This window comes from Microbacterium sp. C5A9 (assembly GCF_022627955.1).
Taxonomy (GTDB): Bacteria; Actinomycetota; Actinomycetes; order Actinomycetales; family Microbacteriaceae; genus Microbacterium.
This window is the reverse complement of the sequence record NZ_JABXGD010000009.1, coordinates 45,963-60,832: the sequence shown is the minus strand read 5'-3', so window position 1 is coordinate 60,832 and position 14,870 is coordinate 45,963. Positions and strand designations below refer to the sequence as shown.

Annotated in this window: 17 protein-coding genes; 10 read left to right on the top strand and 7 right to left on the bottom strand. The window is 70.5% G+C overall.

Annotation, left to right across the window (positions count from 1 at the left end; all coding sequences use genetic code 11):
* Positions 1-11: 11 nt before the first annotated feature.
* Positions 12-491, top strand: a complete 480-nt coding sequence (locus tag HWD99_RS16480) for an SRPBCC family protein (RefSeq protein ID WP_241797271.1) — start codon at positions 12-14, stop codon at positions 489-491.
* A gap of 68 nt (positions 492-559) precedes the next feature.
* Here the strand turns inward: HWD99_RS16480 and HWD99_RS16475 are convergent, their stop codons facing one another.
* On the bottom strand, positions 560-1,951 hold the full coding sequence (locus tag HWD99_RS16475) for a DEAD/DEAH box helicase (protein WP_241797270.1): 1,392 nt from the start codon (positions 1,949-1,951) through the stop codon (positions 560-562).
* Positions 1,952-2,175: 224 nt separating this feature from the next.
* Positions 2,176-3,129, bottom strand: a complete 954-nt coding sequence (gene dapD / locus HWD99_RS16470) for a 2,3,4,5-tetrahydropyridine-2,6-dicarboxylate N-succinyltransferase (protein WP_241797269.1) — start codon at positions 3,127-3,129, stop codon at positions 2,176-2,178.
* A gap of 64 nt (positions 3,130-3,193) precedes the next feature.
* On the opposite strand from dapD, the gene dapE reads away from it, so the two are divergent.
* From dapE to HWD99_RS16455, 3 genes are all read left to right on the top strand, one after another.
* On the top strand, positions 3,194-4,267 hold the full coding sequence (dapE, locus tag HWD99_RS16465) for a succinyl-diaminopimelate desuccinylase (RefSeq protein WP_241797268.1): 1,074 nt from the start codon (positions 3,194-3,196) through the stop codon (positions 4,265-4,267).
* Positions 4,249-5,466, top strand: a complete 1,218-nt coding sequence (locus HWD99_RS16460; protein ID WP_241797267.1) for a hypothetical protein — start codon at positions 4,249-4,251, stop codon at positions 5,464-5,466. The genes dapE and HWD99_RS16460 overlap by 19 nt, the downstream gene beginning before the upstream one ends.
* 96 nt (positions 5,467-5,562) lie before the next feature.
* On the top strand, positions 5,563-5,736 hold the full coding sequence (locus tag HWD99_RS16455) for a DUF3117 domain-containing protein (protein ID WP_017203323.1): 174 nt from the start codon (positions 5,563-5,565) through the stop codon (positions 5,734-5,736).
* A gap of 86 nt (positions 5,737-5,822) precedes the next feature.
* Here the strand turns inward: HWD99_RS16455 and HWD99_RS16450 are convergent, their stop codons facing one another.
* A complete protein-coding gene (locus tag HWD99_RS16450; RefSeq protein ID WP_241797266.1) occupies positions 5,823-6,458 on the bottom strand; it encodes an O-methyltransferase in 636 nt (211 codons plus the stop codon).
* 89 nt (positions 6,459-6,547) lie between these two features.
* On the opposite strand from HWD99_RS16450, the gene HWD99_RS16445 reads away from it, so the two are divergent.
* Both HWD99_RS16445 and HWD99_RS16440 read left to right on the top strand, forming a co-directional pair.
* Positions 6,548-6,934 (top strand): twin-arginine translocase TatA/TatE family subunit, encoded by a 387-nt coding sequence (locus HWD99_RS16445; protein ID WP_241797265.1) that lies wholly within the window; start codon positions 6,548-6,550, stop codon positions 6,932-6,934.
* A complete protein-coding gene (locus HWD99_RS16440) occupies positions 6,931-7,539 on the top strand; it encodes a hypothetical protein (protein ID WP_241797264.1) in 609 nt (202 codons plus the stop codon). Before HWD99_RS16445 ends, HWD99_RS16440 begins: the two co-directional genes overlap by 4 nt.
* 15 nt (positions 7,540-7,554) lie before the next feature.
* Here the strand turns inward: HWD99_RS16440 and HWD99_RS16435 are convergent, their stop codons facing one another.
* From HWD99_RS16435 to HWD99_RS16425, 3 genes are read right to left on the bottom strand one after another with little or no spacing between them, the layout of a single operon-like run.
* Positions 7,555-8,673 carry an Mrp/NBP35 family ATP-binding protein gene (locus HWD99_RS16435; RefSeq protein ID WP_241797263.1) on the bottom strand — a complete coding sequence of 373 codons (1,119 nt, stop codon included), beginning with the start codon at positions 8,671-8,673 and terminating at the stop codon, positions 7,555-7,557.
* Complete coding sequence (locus HWD99_RS16430; protein ID WP_241797262.1) at positions 8,670-9,215, bottom strand: DUF1003 domain-containing protein; 546 nt, start codon at positions 9,213-9,215, stop codon at positions 8,670-8,672. The genes HWD99_RS16435 and HWD99_RS16430 overlap by 4 nt, the downstream gene beginning before the upstream one ends.
* A complete protein-coding gene (locus HWD99_RS16425) occupies positions 9,215-10,480 on the bottom strand; it encodes a magnesium transporter MgtE N-terminal domain-containing protein (RefSeq protein ID WP_241797261.1) in 1,266 nt (421 codons plus the stop codon). The genes HWD99_RS16430 and HWD99_RS16425 overlap by 1 nt, the downstream gene beginning before the upstream one ends.
* Before the next feature lie 110 nt (positions 10,481-10,590).
* Here HWD99_RS16425 and HWD99_RS16420 point away from each other — a divergent pair, with 110 nt between their 5' ends.
* The 4 genes from HWD99_RS16420 to HWD99_RS16400 are packed head-to-tail and all read left to right on the top strand — an operon-like array spanning position 10,591 to position 13,178.
* Positions 10,591-11,370: a general stress protein gene (locus HWD99_RS16420; RefSeq protein WP_241797260.1), complete on the top strand. Its 780-nt coding sequence runs from the start codon at positions 10,591-10,593 to the stop codon at positions 11,368-11,370.
* Positions 11,370-12,119, top strand: coding sequence for a DUF4870 domain-containing protein (locus tag HWD99_RS18620; protein ID WP_274618355.1), 750 nt, complete (start codon positions 11,370-11,372; stop codon positions 12,117-12,119). The genes HWD99_RS16420 and HWD99_RS18620 overlap by 1 nt, the downstream gene beginning before the upstream one ends.
* The gene (locus HWD99_RS16405; protein ID WP_241797259.1) at positions 12,119-12,778 is read left to right on the top strand and encodes an alpha/beta fold hydrolase; all 660 of its coding nucleotides are present in this window, start codon (positions 12,119-12,121) and stop codon (positions 12,776-12,778) included. The genes HWD99_RS18620 and HWD99_RS16405 overlap by 1 nt, the downstream gene beginning before the upstream one ends.
* 4 nt (positions 12,779-12,782) lie before the next feature.
* Positions 12,783-13,178 (top strand): VOC family protein, encoded by a 396-nt coding sequence (locus tag HWD99_RS16400; protein WP_241797258.1) that lies wholly within the window; start codon positions 12,783-12,785, stop codon positions 13,176-13,178.
* Between the two features lie 251 nt (positions 13,179-13,429).
* Here HWD99_RS16400 and HWD99_RS16395 read toward each other — a convergent pair whose 3' ends face one another.
* Entirely contained in the window at positions 13,430-14,851 is a 1,422-nt protein-coding gene (locus tag HWD99_RS16395) for an aminopeptidase P family protein (protein ID WP_241797257.1), read from the bottom strand.
* Between the last annotated feature and the right edge of the window lie 19 nt (positions 14,852-14,870).

Sequence of the window (14,870 nt, the reverse complement as noted above, 5' to 3'; positions counted from 1 at the left end):
TCCGACGCGCGATGCCCGTCGTCAGCGCCGAGGCCGTCGTTCCGGTGGACCCGGCGACGGCCTTCGCGGTCTCGCAGACGACGGGAGCGGTGCGCAGGCGCTGGGATCCCTTCATCAGCGAGCAGCACTTCCTCGACGGCGCAGAGGTGGCGGCCAAGGGCGTGCTGACGTTCACCCGACAGCGCTTCGGCCTGTCGATGGTGAGCCGGTACGTGTCCTACGCCCCGCCGCGGAACGTCGGCATGGTCATGGAGACCGGTCCGTGGTTCTTCGCGAAGCTCGGCGGCGGATGGCGTTTCACCGAGGCTCCTGAGGGCACGCTCGCCGTGTGGAAGTACAACTTCTCCTGCCGTCCCGCGTGGTTCGCCCCGATCGCCGAATGGGTCGGCGTGCGCGTGCTCGGCTTCGAGATCAGGCGTCGTCTGGACGGATTTGTCCGCGGATGCTCAGACCCTCTGGTCCTCGCCGAGGCGCGCCGCACCACGGGCTGATCCGGGCGGAGACGACGAAGCGGGTGCGCCGATGCCTGAGCATCGACGCACCCGCTTCGTCGTGTGTGTCAGCGACCCTGCGAGCTGCGACCGCGTCCGCCCTGACCACCGGAGCGGGACTGTCCACCCTGACGGGATCCTGCCTGCGCACCCTGGCCGCCCTGGCCGGAGCGGGGACGACGGCTGCGACGCGACGGCGGGTTGGCTGCGCCGTTCCGCTCTCCGCCGGCCGGACGCTGCTTGGGGGCCTGACGCTGCTGCTGCTGCTGAACGGGTGCCGGGCGCACGTGCGGTGCGCGCTCCGGGACCAGCTCGGTGACGGCATCCGACGTCAGCGGCTCGAGGGCGGCGGTGATCGACGCCTTGCGGAGGAGGTCCTTCACATCGCGACGCTGCTCGGGCAGGACGACCGTGACGACCGTGCCGGCGGCGCCGGCACGAGCGGTACGACCGGAACGGTGCAGGTACGCCTTGTGCTCCATCGGCGGGTCGACGTGCACGACGAGATCGACGTTGTCGACGTGCACGCCGCGGGCCGCGACGTCGGTCGCGACGAGAACGCGCACTCCGCCGTCTTCGGGGTCGGACGAGAACGCGCCGAGGTTGCGCTCACGCGCGTTCTGCGACAGGTTGCCGTGCAGGTCGACCGCCGGGATCCCGGCGGCGGTGAGCTGCTTCGCGAGCTTCTTGGCCTGGTGCTTGGTGCGCGTGAAGAGGATGCGGCGACCGGTGCCCGAGGCGAGGTCGCGCACGAGCGTGGTCTTGTTGTCGGTCGAGTCGACCACGAGCACACGGTGCGTCATCTCGCCGACCGGAACGCTCTCTTCGTCGACCTCGTGGCTCACGGCGTTCGACAGGAAGCGACGGGCGAGGGTGTCGATACCGCGGTCGAGGGTCGCGCTGAACAGCAGGCGCTGACCACCGGCCGGAGTGGCGGTGAGGATGCGGGTGACGCCAGGCAGGAAGCCGAGGTCGGCCATGTGGTCGGCCTCATCGAGGACGGTGACCTCGACGGCGTCGAGCTGCACGACGCGCTGCTTCATGAGGTCTTCGAGGCGGCCGGGGCAGGCGACGACGATGTCGACGCCGTCGCGCATCGCCTGCTCCTGCGGGCGCTGGCTGACGCCGCCGAAGACGGTGGCGACGCGCAGTCCTTTGGCGGCGGCGAGCGGCGCGATGGTCGCGGCGATCTGGGTGGCGAGCTCGCGGGTCGGCGCGAGCACCAGGCCGCGCGGATGGTTCGGACGGCTCTTGCGCGACGAGGCCGAGAGGCGCGAGACGAGGGGGAGCGCGAACGCGATCGTCTTGCCGCTGCCGGTGCGTCCGCGACCGAGGAGGTCGCGGCCGGCGAGGGAATCGGGGAGGGTGTCGCGCTGAATCGCGAACGCCTCCGTCTTGCCGTCCTTTGCGAGGACGGCGGCGAGGTCGGCGGGCACGCCGAGGTCGAGGAAGGAAGTCATGAAGTATCTCCGAGAGTGCACGCACGAACCATCGGGCCGGGTGCGGGAAGGTGGGCGACGGCGCGGGATCGCGCATCGTTTCGCCGTTCGAAATGGCCAGAACCAGGCAAGTGGCGCGGGAGCGTGTCGACGACGCAGACGTCTCGCAGTGCGAGGAGCGTCACATCGACACTATCACGCGTCGACGGGAGAAGTCTGGGATGACGCGCCCGGCAGCGCGTCGCTCAGGCGTGCAGAGCCTCGTTGAGGGTGACTCCGACGCCCGCGCGTCGCACCGCCTCGACCGCGCCGCTGAGGGAGTTGCGTCGGAACAGGAGGCCGTTCTCGCCGGAGAGCTCGGCGCCCTTGACCGTCTTCCTCCCACCGTCGGCCGTCGCCGGTCCGTCGACGAGGACGACCTTCGTGCCGGCCGTGACGTACAGACCCGCCTCGACGACGCAGTCGTCGCCGAGCGAGATGCCGATGCCCGCGTTGGCGCCGAGCAGCGTGCGGGAGCCGATCGAGACGCGGTGCGCTCCGCCGCCGGAGAGGGTGCCCATGATCGAGGAGCCGCCGCCGATGTCGCTGCCGTCGCCCACGACGACGCCCTGCGAGATGCGACCCTCGACCATCGACGAGCCGAGCGTGCCGGCGTTGAAGTTCACGAAGCCCTCGTGCATGACCGTGGTGCCGGGGGAGAGGTGTGCACCGAGTCGCACACGCGAGGCATCGGCGATGCGCACGCCCGCGGGCTGCACGTAGTCGGTGAGGCGGGGGAACTTGTCGAGTCCCTGCACCTGGATCCCCGCGCGCTGCAGGAGCGGACGGAGTCGAGCCGCGTCGACGGGGTGCACCGGACCGGCGTTCGTCCAGGCGACGTTCGGCAGGTGGGCGAAGATCCCGTCGAGGTTGAGCTCGTTCGGGCGCACCACGAGGTGCGACAGCGCGTGCAGACGCAGATAGGCGTCGACGGTCGATGCCGGCGCGGCATCCAGGTCGATCCGCAGCTGCACGGTCTCCACCGTCACGTTGCGGCGTTCGTCGGGACCGGCGAGCGCTTCGAGCGTGGCGAGGGCGGCAGCGGCGTCGCCGGCACTCGGCTCGGCGGTGGCCACCTCGGGGAACCAGGCATCCAGGACGGTGCCGTCGCCGGCGATCGTCGAAAGTCCGGTACCCCACACGGTGCGCGCCTCAGTCATGACTCCACGCTATCGCGACGCGAAGGACGCGAGAGGACAGATGTCGGGTAAGTAGGCTGGGGGCATGGTGCTCGATCTGACAGCCTCCTCCGTCGACCTGACCCGCGCGATCTGCGACGTCCCGAGTGTCTCGGGTGACGAGAAGACCCTGGCGGATGCCATCGAGGAGGCGATCTCGGCCTATGACCATCTCGAGGTCATCCGACACGGCAACACGATCGTCGCGCGCACGAACCTCGGCCGCGCGCAGCGGGTCGCGATCGCCGGTCACATCGACACCGTGCCGATCAACGACAATGTGCCGACCAGGGACATCGAGATCGACGGCGCCGCATACCTGTGGGGTCGCGGAACCGTCGACATGAAGAGCGGCACCGCCGTGCAGCTCAAGCTCGCCGCCGAGCTCACCGAGCCCGCGGTCGACATCACCTGGATGTGGTACGACAACGAAGAGGTCGAGGCGTCCAAGAACGGCCTCGCACTTCTCGCTGCGGTTCGTCCTGACCTCTTCCGGGCCGACTTCGCGATCCTCGGCGAACCGTCGAACGGCGAGGTCGAGGGCGGATGCAACGGCACGATGCGTGCGATCGTGCGGACCTCCGGCGTCCGAGCGCACGCGGCGCGGGCCTGGATCGGCGAGAACGCGATCCATCGGGCGGCTCCGATCCTCGCTCGTCTGGCCGAGTACCGGGCCAGGGAGGTCCCGGTCGAGGGTCTGCTGTACCGGGAGAGCATGAGCGCCGTGCGGATCAGCGGCGGGGTCGCCGGCAACGTGATACCCGACGCCTGCGAGGTCGAGGTGAACTACCGGTTCGCTCCGAGCAAGACGGCAGCCGACGCCGAGGCGCACATCCGCAACCTGCTCGCCGGCTTCGACGTCGAGATCACGGACTCCGCCGAGGGTGCTCGCCCGGGACTCGACGCTCCCATCGCCCAGCAGTTCGTGTCCGCCGTGGGTGCCGAGCCCCGCCCGAAGTACGGATGGACCGACGTCGCTCGGTTCTCGGCGCTCGGGATCCCGGCCGTCAACTACGGCCCCGGCGACCCCCACCTCGCCCACCATGACGAGGAGCGGGTTCCCCTCGCGCAGATCGACGCCGTCGAGCGCGGACTGCGGGCATGGCTCACGTCGCGCTGAGTGTCGCGCGCCGCTGGGCGCAGCTGCCTCTGCCGCTGCGCATCGCGCTGATCTACCTCGCTGCCCGTGCGGTGACGACCGGGCTGATGATCGCGGCGGCCGCGCAGTCGACCACACTCTCGCGGTTCGGCGCCGAGCCGGGACTGGTCGACTTCGTCCTGGGGTGGGACGCCCAGTGGTACTGGCTCGTGGCGGAAGAGGGGTACCCGAGCCGACTGCCCCTCACGGCTTCCGGCGAGGTCGCGGAGAACGCGTGGGCGTTCATGCCCGTGTTCGCATATGCGGCCAAGCTCCTGGGCCTGCTGTTCGGATCGTGGGGCGCCGGCGCCTTCCTCCTCTCTTTCGTCGCCGGCTATCTCGCCTGCCTCGCACTCCACCGGCTCCTCCGCGATCGTGTCGGACGCTCGGCTGCGATGTGGGCGGTCGTGTTCTTCGCGTCCGGTCCTCTCGCCGCGATGTTCCAGGTGGGCTACGCGGAGACCCTCTTCCTCCTCCTGCTCTTCCTCGCCCTCGACCTGACGGTGCGGCGCCGGTACGCGTGGCTGTACGCGGTCATCCCCGTCATGGCGTTCACCCGTCCCGGAATCCTCGCCTTCGCGCTGTTCCTCGGCCTGCACGGGATCGTCCGGTGGCTGCGCCGCCGCGAGGACCCGCTCGCGGGTCGCGAGATCGCGCACATCATCGCGGCCGGTGCACTGGCCACCGTGTGCGGTTTCGCCTGGCAGGTGATCGCGGCGATAGCGACGGGCGATCCCGGTGCCTACCTCGCCACCGAGCTCTCGTGGCGGCGGAACTGGATCGCGGGCGGTGCCCCCGCGTTCATGCCGTTCGACGGATGGGTGCAGGCTTCGCAGTTCTGGTTCGCCCAGTGGGGACTGCCGTCGGCGCTGGGGCCGGTCGGCCTGGTACTGCTCGTCATCGGCGCCGGGTCGGCGCTGCTCCTGAGCCCGCAGGTGCGACGGCTCGGTCCTGACCTGCGCCTCTGGAGCGCCAGCTACCTGCTCTACCTGCTGGCGGTGTTCTTCCCCCAGTCGAGCACCTTCCGGTTGTTGCTGCCGCTGAGTCCGCTCTGGGGAGCCGTCGCCGTGCCCCGTTCGCGTGCATGGCGCATCGGCGTTCTGGTCGCGTGTCTCATCGGCCAGTGGGCATGGATCCACCACATGTATGCCCTCGGCAACACGTTCTGGCAGGTGCCGTGAATGTTAATGCTTGATGCATTTCTTCACGGGTGACATACAGGGTTCGGTGACAACCGATAAACTGGTCAGATACCACCGGAGGAAAAGGAGCCCACGATGGCAGCGATGAAGCCGAGGACTGGCGACGGACCCATGGAGGCCGTGAAGGAAGGGCGACTCATCATCGTGCGCGTCCCCCTCGAAGGCGGCGGCCGCCTGGTCGTGTCCGTGAACGACGCAGAGGCGAAGGAACTCCACGACGTGCTGGCAGCCGTCGTGGCGCCAGCCTGATCGACATCCCCTCCGCATCGAGCGGAGACAGACGACGAAGGCGACGGATCATCGATCCGTCGCCTTCGTCGTCTGCGGGGGAGGAGTCAGGACTCGGCGACGCGGATCAGCTGGAGCAGACCCTCGCCCGACGTCGAGACGGTGGCGAGCACGGCCGCCGATTCCTGCGTCTCCTGGATGAGCGACCGATAGGCCGAGGTGACGGCATCGCGCTGCACGGGGTCGGCGACGCGACCGCCCGCGAGCACACGCGGCACCAGGACGATTCCGCCTGCGCGCGCGAGGCGCAGGCCGTGCTCGACGTACTCGATGACGTTCTCCGCGTCGGCATCGACGAGGACGACGTCGTACGAGGACTCGTTCATGCGGGGGAGGACATCGGCCGCTCGTCCGCTGATGAAGCGAGCACGGGTCGCGGGGACCCGCGCGTCGGCGAACGACTGACGGGCCGCCGCGAGATGCTCGGGCTCGTTGTCGATGGAGGTGAGGACGGCCTGCGGGGCGCCTCTCAGGAGCCACAGACCGGAGACGCCGGCGCCGGTGCCGATCTCCACGATCGAACGTGCGTTGGTCGCGGCGGCGAGAACGGCGATCTGCGAGCCGACGGCCGCGCTGATGGGCGCCGCGCCGAGCTCGAGGGCGTTGGCGCGAGCACGCGCGATCGAGGACGGCTCGACGATGGATTCCCGGAGGAAACGTGCGTTCGCATCGTTCTCGCTCATTGCCCTGTTCTCCCGACTCACATGTGTGTTCTCCCAGCGTATGCGCTCGGTGGGCGGCAAGGAGGCAGGCGCGGCGGTAGCCTGGTCAGATGGAACTCGGGATCTCATTCGAGAAGATTCTGCTGATCGGGCTGGTCGCTGTTCTTCTCGTCGGACCTGAGCGGCTGCCTCGCTACGCAGAGAGCGTGGCGAAGCTCGCTCGGCGTGCCGGAGAGTTCCTGCGCGACACGAAGACGCGGGTGCGTGAGGAGATGGGGCCGGAGGTCGACGATGTCGACTGGCGCAAGCTCGACCCTCGACAGTACGATCCGCGTCGGATCATCCGCGATGCTCTCTTCGAGGACTCGCCGGCCGTCGCCGCCACGCAGGCCGCCACGGTCGTCGCGGAACCGGACGTGGCTCCCGTGCGTCCGGTGCGCGTGCGCCCCGAGTTTTCGGTGTCGAACCCGCCGCCGTTCGACCTCGAAGCGACGTGACCGCAGCCCCCTCCGCTGATCGGCTCACGACCAGGGACCAGGCGGCGTTCATCGCCGCCGCGTTCTGCGCCGTGGTCTCGGTGCTGATCTGGACCCTCTGGGTGCTGCCGATCGTCCGGTCCGTCGAGGATGCCGAACCCTCGGCGATCGGAGGATCGATCTCGGTCGAGCTGTCTTCCGGTCAGACGGCCGGAGTCTGGGCGAGCGGGCGCGCCGCGTCCCTGGGGACGATGGAGTGTGTCGTCACCGGCCCCGACGGCTCGGCGCTTCTGCAGCGAGCGGGATCCGCTCTCCGCTGGGACGACGTGCTCTGGTGGGTGACCCCGCGGCCGGGCTTCGAACAGCGGTCGCAGTTCACCTCCGTCGACGCCGGACCCCATCTGGTGCGGTGCGAGGACCCGCTCGACACCTATGACGGCGAGTTCCTCGTGGCGGGTGACTCGTTCGGCACCGGCGCCATCGGACTCGGCCGCACCGGTGCGAGCGACTTCGGGATCGGCGAGGTCCTGGTCTTCTGCGCCGTGCTGTGTCCGCCGCTCGCCGTGCTCATCCCGCTGGTGATCGTGCTGCGTCGACTCTTCACACGCCGCCGGGCACGCCGCTAGCGGAGGAGCAGATCGTCACCCGAGCGACAGGGGCAGCGGGCGTCGGGAGAGTCCGCGACCGCGTCCGGCGAGAGTGCGGGCGAGGGCGTCGATCGCCATGGCTGCCGCGTCGGAGGGGTCTCCGACGACGATCGGGGTGCCGTCGTCACCTCCCGCACGCAGAGCGGGGCTGAGGGGGATCGAGGCGAGCAGGGGCACCGGATCGGTCTCCGAGAGGGCGGCGGCGACAGCAGCCCCGCCGCCGGACCCGAAGAGATCGATCACCGTTCCGCCGGGGAGGGTGAAGGGGCCCATGTTCTCGATCACGCCGATCACGCGCTGCCCGGTCTGGCGCGCGACCAGTCCGCTGCGGATGGCGACGTCGGATGCCGCTGCCTGAGGCGTCGTGACCACCAGCACCTCGGCGTGCGGCAGCAGCTGGCCGATCGAGATCGCGATGTCGCCGGTGCCGGGAGGCATGTCGATCAGCAGCACGTCGAGGTCGCCGAAGAAGACGTCGGTGAGGAACTGCTGCACCGTGCGGTGGAGCATCGGACCGCGCCAGGCGACGACCGCCTCGCCGTCGCGCAGGAACATGCCGATCGAGATGGTCTTCACGCCGTGGGCGACCGGCGGGAGCATGAGGTCGTCGATCCGGGTCGGCTGTGTGCCCGCAGGGATGCCGAGCAGCCCCGGGATCGAGAAACCGTGCACGTCCGCATCGACGAGACCGACCGCGAGACCCTGCTCTGCGAGCGCGACCGCCAGGTTCGCGGTGACCGTCGACTTGCCCACGCCGCCCTTGCCGCTCGAGACGAGGACGACCCGGGTGAGCGAGTCGGGGCCGAAGGGCATCTGGCGCGGTGCGCGACCGTCCCGGAGCTTCTCGGTCAGGGCCTTGCGTTCGGCGGGGGTCATCACCCCGACGTCGACCTGCACGTCTGTCACACCGGGGACGGATGCGGCTGCGGCGCGCACGTCTGATTCGATGCGGGATGCCGCAGGGCAGCCCACGATCGTGAGGACGATCGACACGTCGGCCCTTCCGTCGGTGACGGAGATGTCCCTGACCATGTCGAGGTCGCCGATGGGGCGTCGCAGCTCGGGGTCGGTGACAGCGGCGACGGCCGCCCGGACGGCGTCGGTGGAGCTCACGATGTCGATCGGGGGCCGGACCGCGGCGACTCACGTGGCTCGTCGTCGGGTTCGCCGAGTTCGGCGAGAAGGGCCTTGAGCTCGTGACGCAGCACGTCGCGCGTCACGACCTGGTTGTTGCGCTCCTCGAGAGACATGCGCAGCGCGACGATCTCGCGTGCGAGGTACTCCGTGTCGGCGAGGTTGCGCTCGGCGCGCTGGCGATCCTGCTCGATCTGCACGCGGTCGCGGTCGTCCTGGCGATTCTGTGCGAGCAGGATCAGTGGCGCGGCGTACGACGCCTGCAGGGACAGCATCAGCGTGAGAGCCGTGAAGCCGAGCGCCGCGTCGTCGAAGCGCAGGTGGTCGGGCAGCAGCGTGTTCCAGCAGATCCAGAGCACGCAGAACAGCGTGAGGATGAGCAGGAAGGCCGGGGTGCCCATCGCGCGGGCCACCCACTCGGTGAACCGTCCGAAGCGATCGCGCGAGGTCGATCGCTGTCGCGACGATCCCCGACCGAGCGGGGCGTCGAGCTGAGGGGAGCGGGAGCGGGAACGGGCCATCAGCTCACCTTCCCCGGGATGGTCGGTGCATCGTCGTCGTGCGTCCGCCAGTCATCCGGCAGCAGGTAGTCGAGCACGTCGTCGATGCTGATCGCGCCGACGAGGCGATGTGCGGCGTCGATCACCGGGAGCGACACGAGGTCGTAGCTCGCCAGCATCCTCGCCACCTCGGCCGCGGACGCCGTGACGGCCACCGGCTCGAGGCTGTCGTCGACGATCGCGCCGAGTCGCTCGTGCGGGGGATAGCGCAGCATGCGCTGGAAGTGCACCATTCCGAGCAGGCGACCCGTGGGGGTCTCGAACGGGGGGAGCGTGACGAACACGGCCGCGGCGAGAGCGGGATGCAGTTCGTGGCGCCGGATGAGGGCGAGCGCCTCGGCGACCGTCGCATCCGCGGACAGGATGATCGGCTCGGGCGTCATGAGGCCACCGGCCGTGTCGGGGCCGTAGCGGAGCAGCATCCGCACGTCCTCGGCCTCTTCGGGCTCCATGAGCTCCAGAAGCTGCTCCAGCCGGCTCGGGGGGAGCTGCGCGAGCAGGTCGGCCGCGTCGTCGGGCTCCATCTGGTCGAGGATGTCGGCGGCGCGCTCATCGCCGAGACGGTCGAGGATGTGCACCTGCTCGTCTTCGGGCATCTCTTCGAGGGCGTCGGCGAGGCGGTCGTCGGAGAGCTCCTCCGCGACCTCGATCATGCGCTGCTGCGGCAGATCGAGCAGCGTGTTCGCGAGGTCGGCCGCGTGCAGCTCCGAGTACGACGCGACGAGCTGCTCGGCGGACTGGGCCTCGCCGGGGGAGCGCTGCTCGGACACCTCGCTCCAGGCGGCGAACGTGGTGGGACCCTTCGCGAACGGCGAGGCGCTGGTCTTGGGACGGCGCAGGAAGAGCTGACTGATCGCCCATTCTCCGAGCCGGTTCGGCTCGATCGCGACGTCTTCGATCACGGCGTTGCCGCTGCCGTCGACGAGGTCGACCCTGCGCCCCAGCAGCTCGGCCAGCACCCGCACCTCGCCGGCACGCGGTGAGAACCGCCGCACGTTGATGAGTCCGGTGGTGATGACCTGGCCCGCACGGATCGAGGTGACGCGGCCGATCGAGAGGAAGACGTGCCTGCGGCCGGGGATCTCGACGACGAGACCGATGACGCGCGGCGCCGCCGTACTTCGATACACGATGACGACATCCCGGACCTTGCCGAGCCGGTCGCCCACGGGGTCGAAGACGGCGCAGCCTGCCAGGCGCGCGGCGAATACCCGTTGTGTGCTCACCCGTCCAGCGTAGTGCGCGGGGCCTGCGAGAAGGCCTCGCGCACGGGCCAGGCGGCTCCTGGGGGTGCGGCTCACGGGCCGTGCATCGGCAGGCATGGAACAATGGCGGGATGAGCATGCTGAACCGTCCAGCTGACAGCCGCGATGAGGGCGAGATCGTCGCCTCCACCCGCGATTACGAGGGCGCGCAGAAGACGGTGTCCAAACTGATCGCTCAAGAGGTGCCTGCGCGCGACATCGCGATCGTCGGGCAGAGCGTCCGCACGGTCGAGCGCATCACCGGACGCCTCGGCTACGCCGCGGCCGCCCGCTCCGGCGCCATCAACGGTGTTCTCATCGGGCTCTTCCTCTCCGCGATCCTCGTGATCGGGAACCCCGAGGTCCCGATCCAGCTGTTCGTCGGATTCGTCTTCATCGGCGTCGCCCTCGGAATGCTGCTCAGCCTCGTGACGTACGCGATCGTCCGCCGTCGGCGCGACTTTGCGAGCGTCACCCAGTTCGCGGCCGATCACTACGAGGTACGTGTGCAGGCGGTCTCGCTCGCCAAGGCGCGTGCGGCGCTGGGTGCGGCCACGCCCGCTCCGGCGCGCCCTCCGGTGAACCTCGATGAGCCGCCGCGGTACGGCGAGCGGATCACCCCCGGCACCCCGAGTGCGCCCACCGCACCGCCTGTGCCCGAGGAGCCGACGCCGGGCAGCGACGCGGAACCCGGTGCAGCGCCGACGCCTCCGCTCGGAGGGGGCGAGGCGACTCCGCAGGAGCCCGTCGTCCCGCCGCGGCCCGCCGACCCCGTCGCGCCGCCTGCGGACCCCGCGCCGCCTGCTGAGCCCGCGCCGCCCGCAGATCCCGGAGCGCCTGGCATCCCGCCGCGGCCCGCGGGGACCGTCTGATGAACGATCCTCTCCACGACTCAGGGGCGGAGAAGCCCACGGTGCCGCCGGTCCCGCCTGCTCCACCCGCGGGTCCGTTCGCGCCGCCGTTCGCTCCGGATTCCGTCGCGCCGCCGCAGGCTCCCGGGTACGCGCCGCCGCAGTCGCCCGGGTATGCCGCGCCCCCGCAGGCTCCTGCCGGGTATGCGCCGCCGCAGCCTCCCGGGTATGTGGCGCCGCAGCCGGCTCCGACCTACGCGCCCCCGCACGCTCCCGGATACGCCGCGCCGTCGCAGCAGGCGCCCACGTACGCGCCGCCGCAGGCCCCGGCGTATCCGCCGCCGGGGTATCCGGCCGGTGCGTACCCGGTCGCGACGCCCCCGCGTGGACTGCTGCCCTGGGCTCTCGGCCTGCTGATCTTCATCCCGTTCCCGTTCGTGGGCGGCCTGGCCTCGGGCATCGCGATGGCGGTGAGCGGAGGAGCATCCCGTCGTTTCGGCGGAGTCGCTCGTGAGAATGCGCGCGCGGCGTTGAACTGGGGGCTCACCTACCTTCTCGCGTCGACCGGGCTCCTCATCACGCACTTCGTAGTCCTCTTCACACTGACGTCCGACTCGCCGTCCAGCGGCTTCTATCCGATCGGGATCCCGATCACGATCTACTTCGCCGTGTCCCTGCTGCACGTCGTCCTCGTGATCATGGGCATGGTCAAGGCCGCTGCCGGCAAGGTCATGCGGGTGCCGTTCGCTATCCCGTACCTCCGCGCCTGATGGCGGACATCGCCGTCGACCTGCCCACCGGCACCCTGACCGTCTCGGCGGAGTGGACCGCGGGCACAGGCGGTGCGACCGTGATCATCGCGCACGGCGCGGGAACGGGCAAAGACCATCCGTTCCTGACCGGTTTCGCCGACGCCCTCGGCGCTCGCGGGTTCGCGACGCTGCGCTTCAACTTCCCCTACGTCGAACAGGGGCGGCGGATGCCGGGTCCGGCGACGCATGCGACGGCGACCTGGCGCGCGGTCGTCGCCTTCGCGCGCGAACAGGACCCGGACGCCTCGATCTGGGCCACCGGCAAGTCCTACGGCGGCCGCATGGCGTCCCTGGCGGTGGCGGAAGGGCTCGTCGTCGACGGTCTCGCCTATCTCGGCTACCCGCTGCACGCCCCGGGGAAGCCCGAGAAGCCGCGCGCGGAGCATCTTCCCGCGATCACCGTCCCGCAGCTGTTCATCGAGGGGACGAACGATCCCTTCATCCAGCCGGTGTCGCAGTTCGAGGAGGTGGTCGCGACGTGTCAGGATGCGCGTGTCATCTGGATCGACGGCGCAGGTCACACGTTCGAGATCAAGGGACGCAAGCGACCGGCATCCGAGATCGGCGCATCGCTGGCTCCCTTCGTCGCGGAGTTCGTCGATACGGCGCAGGGCTGAGCGCGTGCGGGGACTGCATCACGTCGAGATCTGGGTGCCGGAACTCGACCGGGACGCGGACAGCTGGGGGTGGCTGCTCGCACGACTGGGGTTCGACCTCACCGCCGAGTGGCCCGATGGCCGCACCTGGGAGGCGGGGAGCGCGTATGTCACTCTCACCTCCTCGCCGAACCTGTCATCCGCCGTGCATGACCGGCGTCGACCCGGGGTCAACCATCTCGCGTTCCGGGGTGGGACGCGCGCCGAGGTCGACGCCGTGATGACAGCGGCTCCGGCGCACGGATGGCAACCGCTGTACCAGGATCGCTATCCGCATGCCGGTGGTCCCGACCACTACGCGGGGTGGCTCGAGAACCCCCAGGGGTTCAAGGCCGAGATCGTCGCCGACTCGCCCTCGTAGGCTAATCGCCGAGAGGCGGGCGGCGGGGCGGCAGGCGCCCGGGGGGCGCCCCGGCGGGGTCCGGCCCTGCCCCGTGCGGGCGGCGCGGGGGGGCCCGCACGCGGGCCGCCCCGAGACCCCCCGGGGCTTCAGCCCCGACACCGCCGCCCCCTCCCCCCCGCGGGTAACCCGCGGGGGGCCGCCCGCCGGCCGATCGCTCGCCCAGCCCCCGCCTCGGTGAGCTCGAGCTCACCCTCATGCGGTCGGCGCGGTCAGCTCTGCACCCGTGCGATCCAGGCCTCCACCTCGTCGGCCGTGCGCGGGATGCCCGCCGAGAGGTTGACCGGACCGTCGGCCGTCATCAGGATGTCGTCCTCGATGCGCACGCCGATGCCCCGGTACTCCGCGGGAACCGTGAGGTCGTCGATCTGGAAGTACAGTCCCGGCTCGATCGTGAAGACCATGCCCGGCGCGAGGATGCCGTCGTAGTACATCTCGCGGCGCGCCTGCGCGCAGTCGTGCACGTCGATGCCGAGGTGGTGCGAGGTGCCGTGCACCATGTAACGCCGGTGCTGACCGCCGGAGTCGCCGTCGAGGGCCTCGTCAGCGGTCACGGGCAGCAGACCCCACTCGGCGACGCGCGCCGCGATGACCCGCATGGCGGCCTCGTGCACCTCACGGAAGCGCACTCCGACCCGCGCGGCGGCGAACGCGGCATCCGCCGCCTCCCGCACCGTCTCGTAGATGCGGCGCTGGACCTCGGTGAAGGTTCCGGAGACGGGGAGGGTGCGGGTGATGTCCGCGGTGTAATAGCTGTCGGCCTCGACGCCGGCGTCCACGAGGATCAAGTCGCCGGGGACGACCGTGCCGTCGTTCCGAGTCCAGTGCAGGTAGCACGCGTGCGGGCCGGACGCGGCGATCGTGTCGTAGCCCTCGCCGTTCCCGTCTTCGCGGGCGCGGCGGTGGAAGACACCCTCGACGACGCGCTCGCCGCGGGCGTGGGCGACGGCGTCGGGAAGCGAGCGGATGACGTCGTCGAAGCCCTGCGCCGTGATGTCGACGGCGCGGCGCATCTCGGCGATCTCGTAGTCGTCCTTCACGAGGCGAAGCTCCGAGACGACGCGCGTCAGGTGCTCGTCCTCATCGAGGACGAGCTCTCCGTCGACGGGCGCGAACCGGTCGAGGTGATCGGTGGCGACGGCGAGGTCGGCGGCGACGCCCGCGAGGGACGGGCGCGGGCCGATCCAGAACTCCCCGACAGTGGCGTCCGCGTAGAACTCGGTGGTCGTGCGGTCTGCGCGCTCGCGGAAGTACAGGGTGACGTCGTGACCGTCGGCCGTGGGCTCGAAGACGAGGATCGAGTCGGGCTCGGAGTCGGACGCCCAGCCGGTGAGGTGCGCGAACGCGGAGTGCGCGCGGAACACGTAGTCCGTGTCGTTGCTGCGCTGCTTGAGCGACCCGGCCGGGATCACGAGTCGCTTGCCGGGGAAGGCCGCGGAGACGGCCGCCCGGCGCTCGGCCGCGAACGGTGCCTGCGCGCGGGGCTCGGGAAGAGTCTCCGTCCGCTCAGCCCAGCCGGTGGAGATCGTGTCGAGGAAGCCCTGGGGGAAGGGCTGCTTGCGGTTGGTCGTGCTGCTCTCGACGGGGGTCTCGACGGCGGGTTCTGCGATCGTGTCGCGCTCTGCGGTGCTCATCCCTCCAGTCTGTCACCTG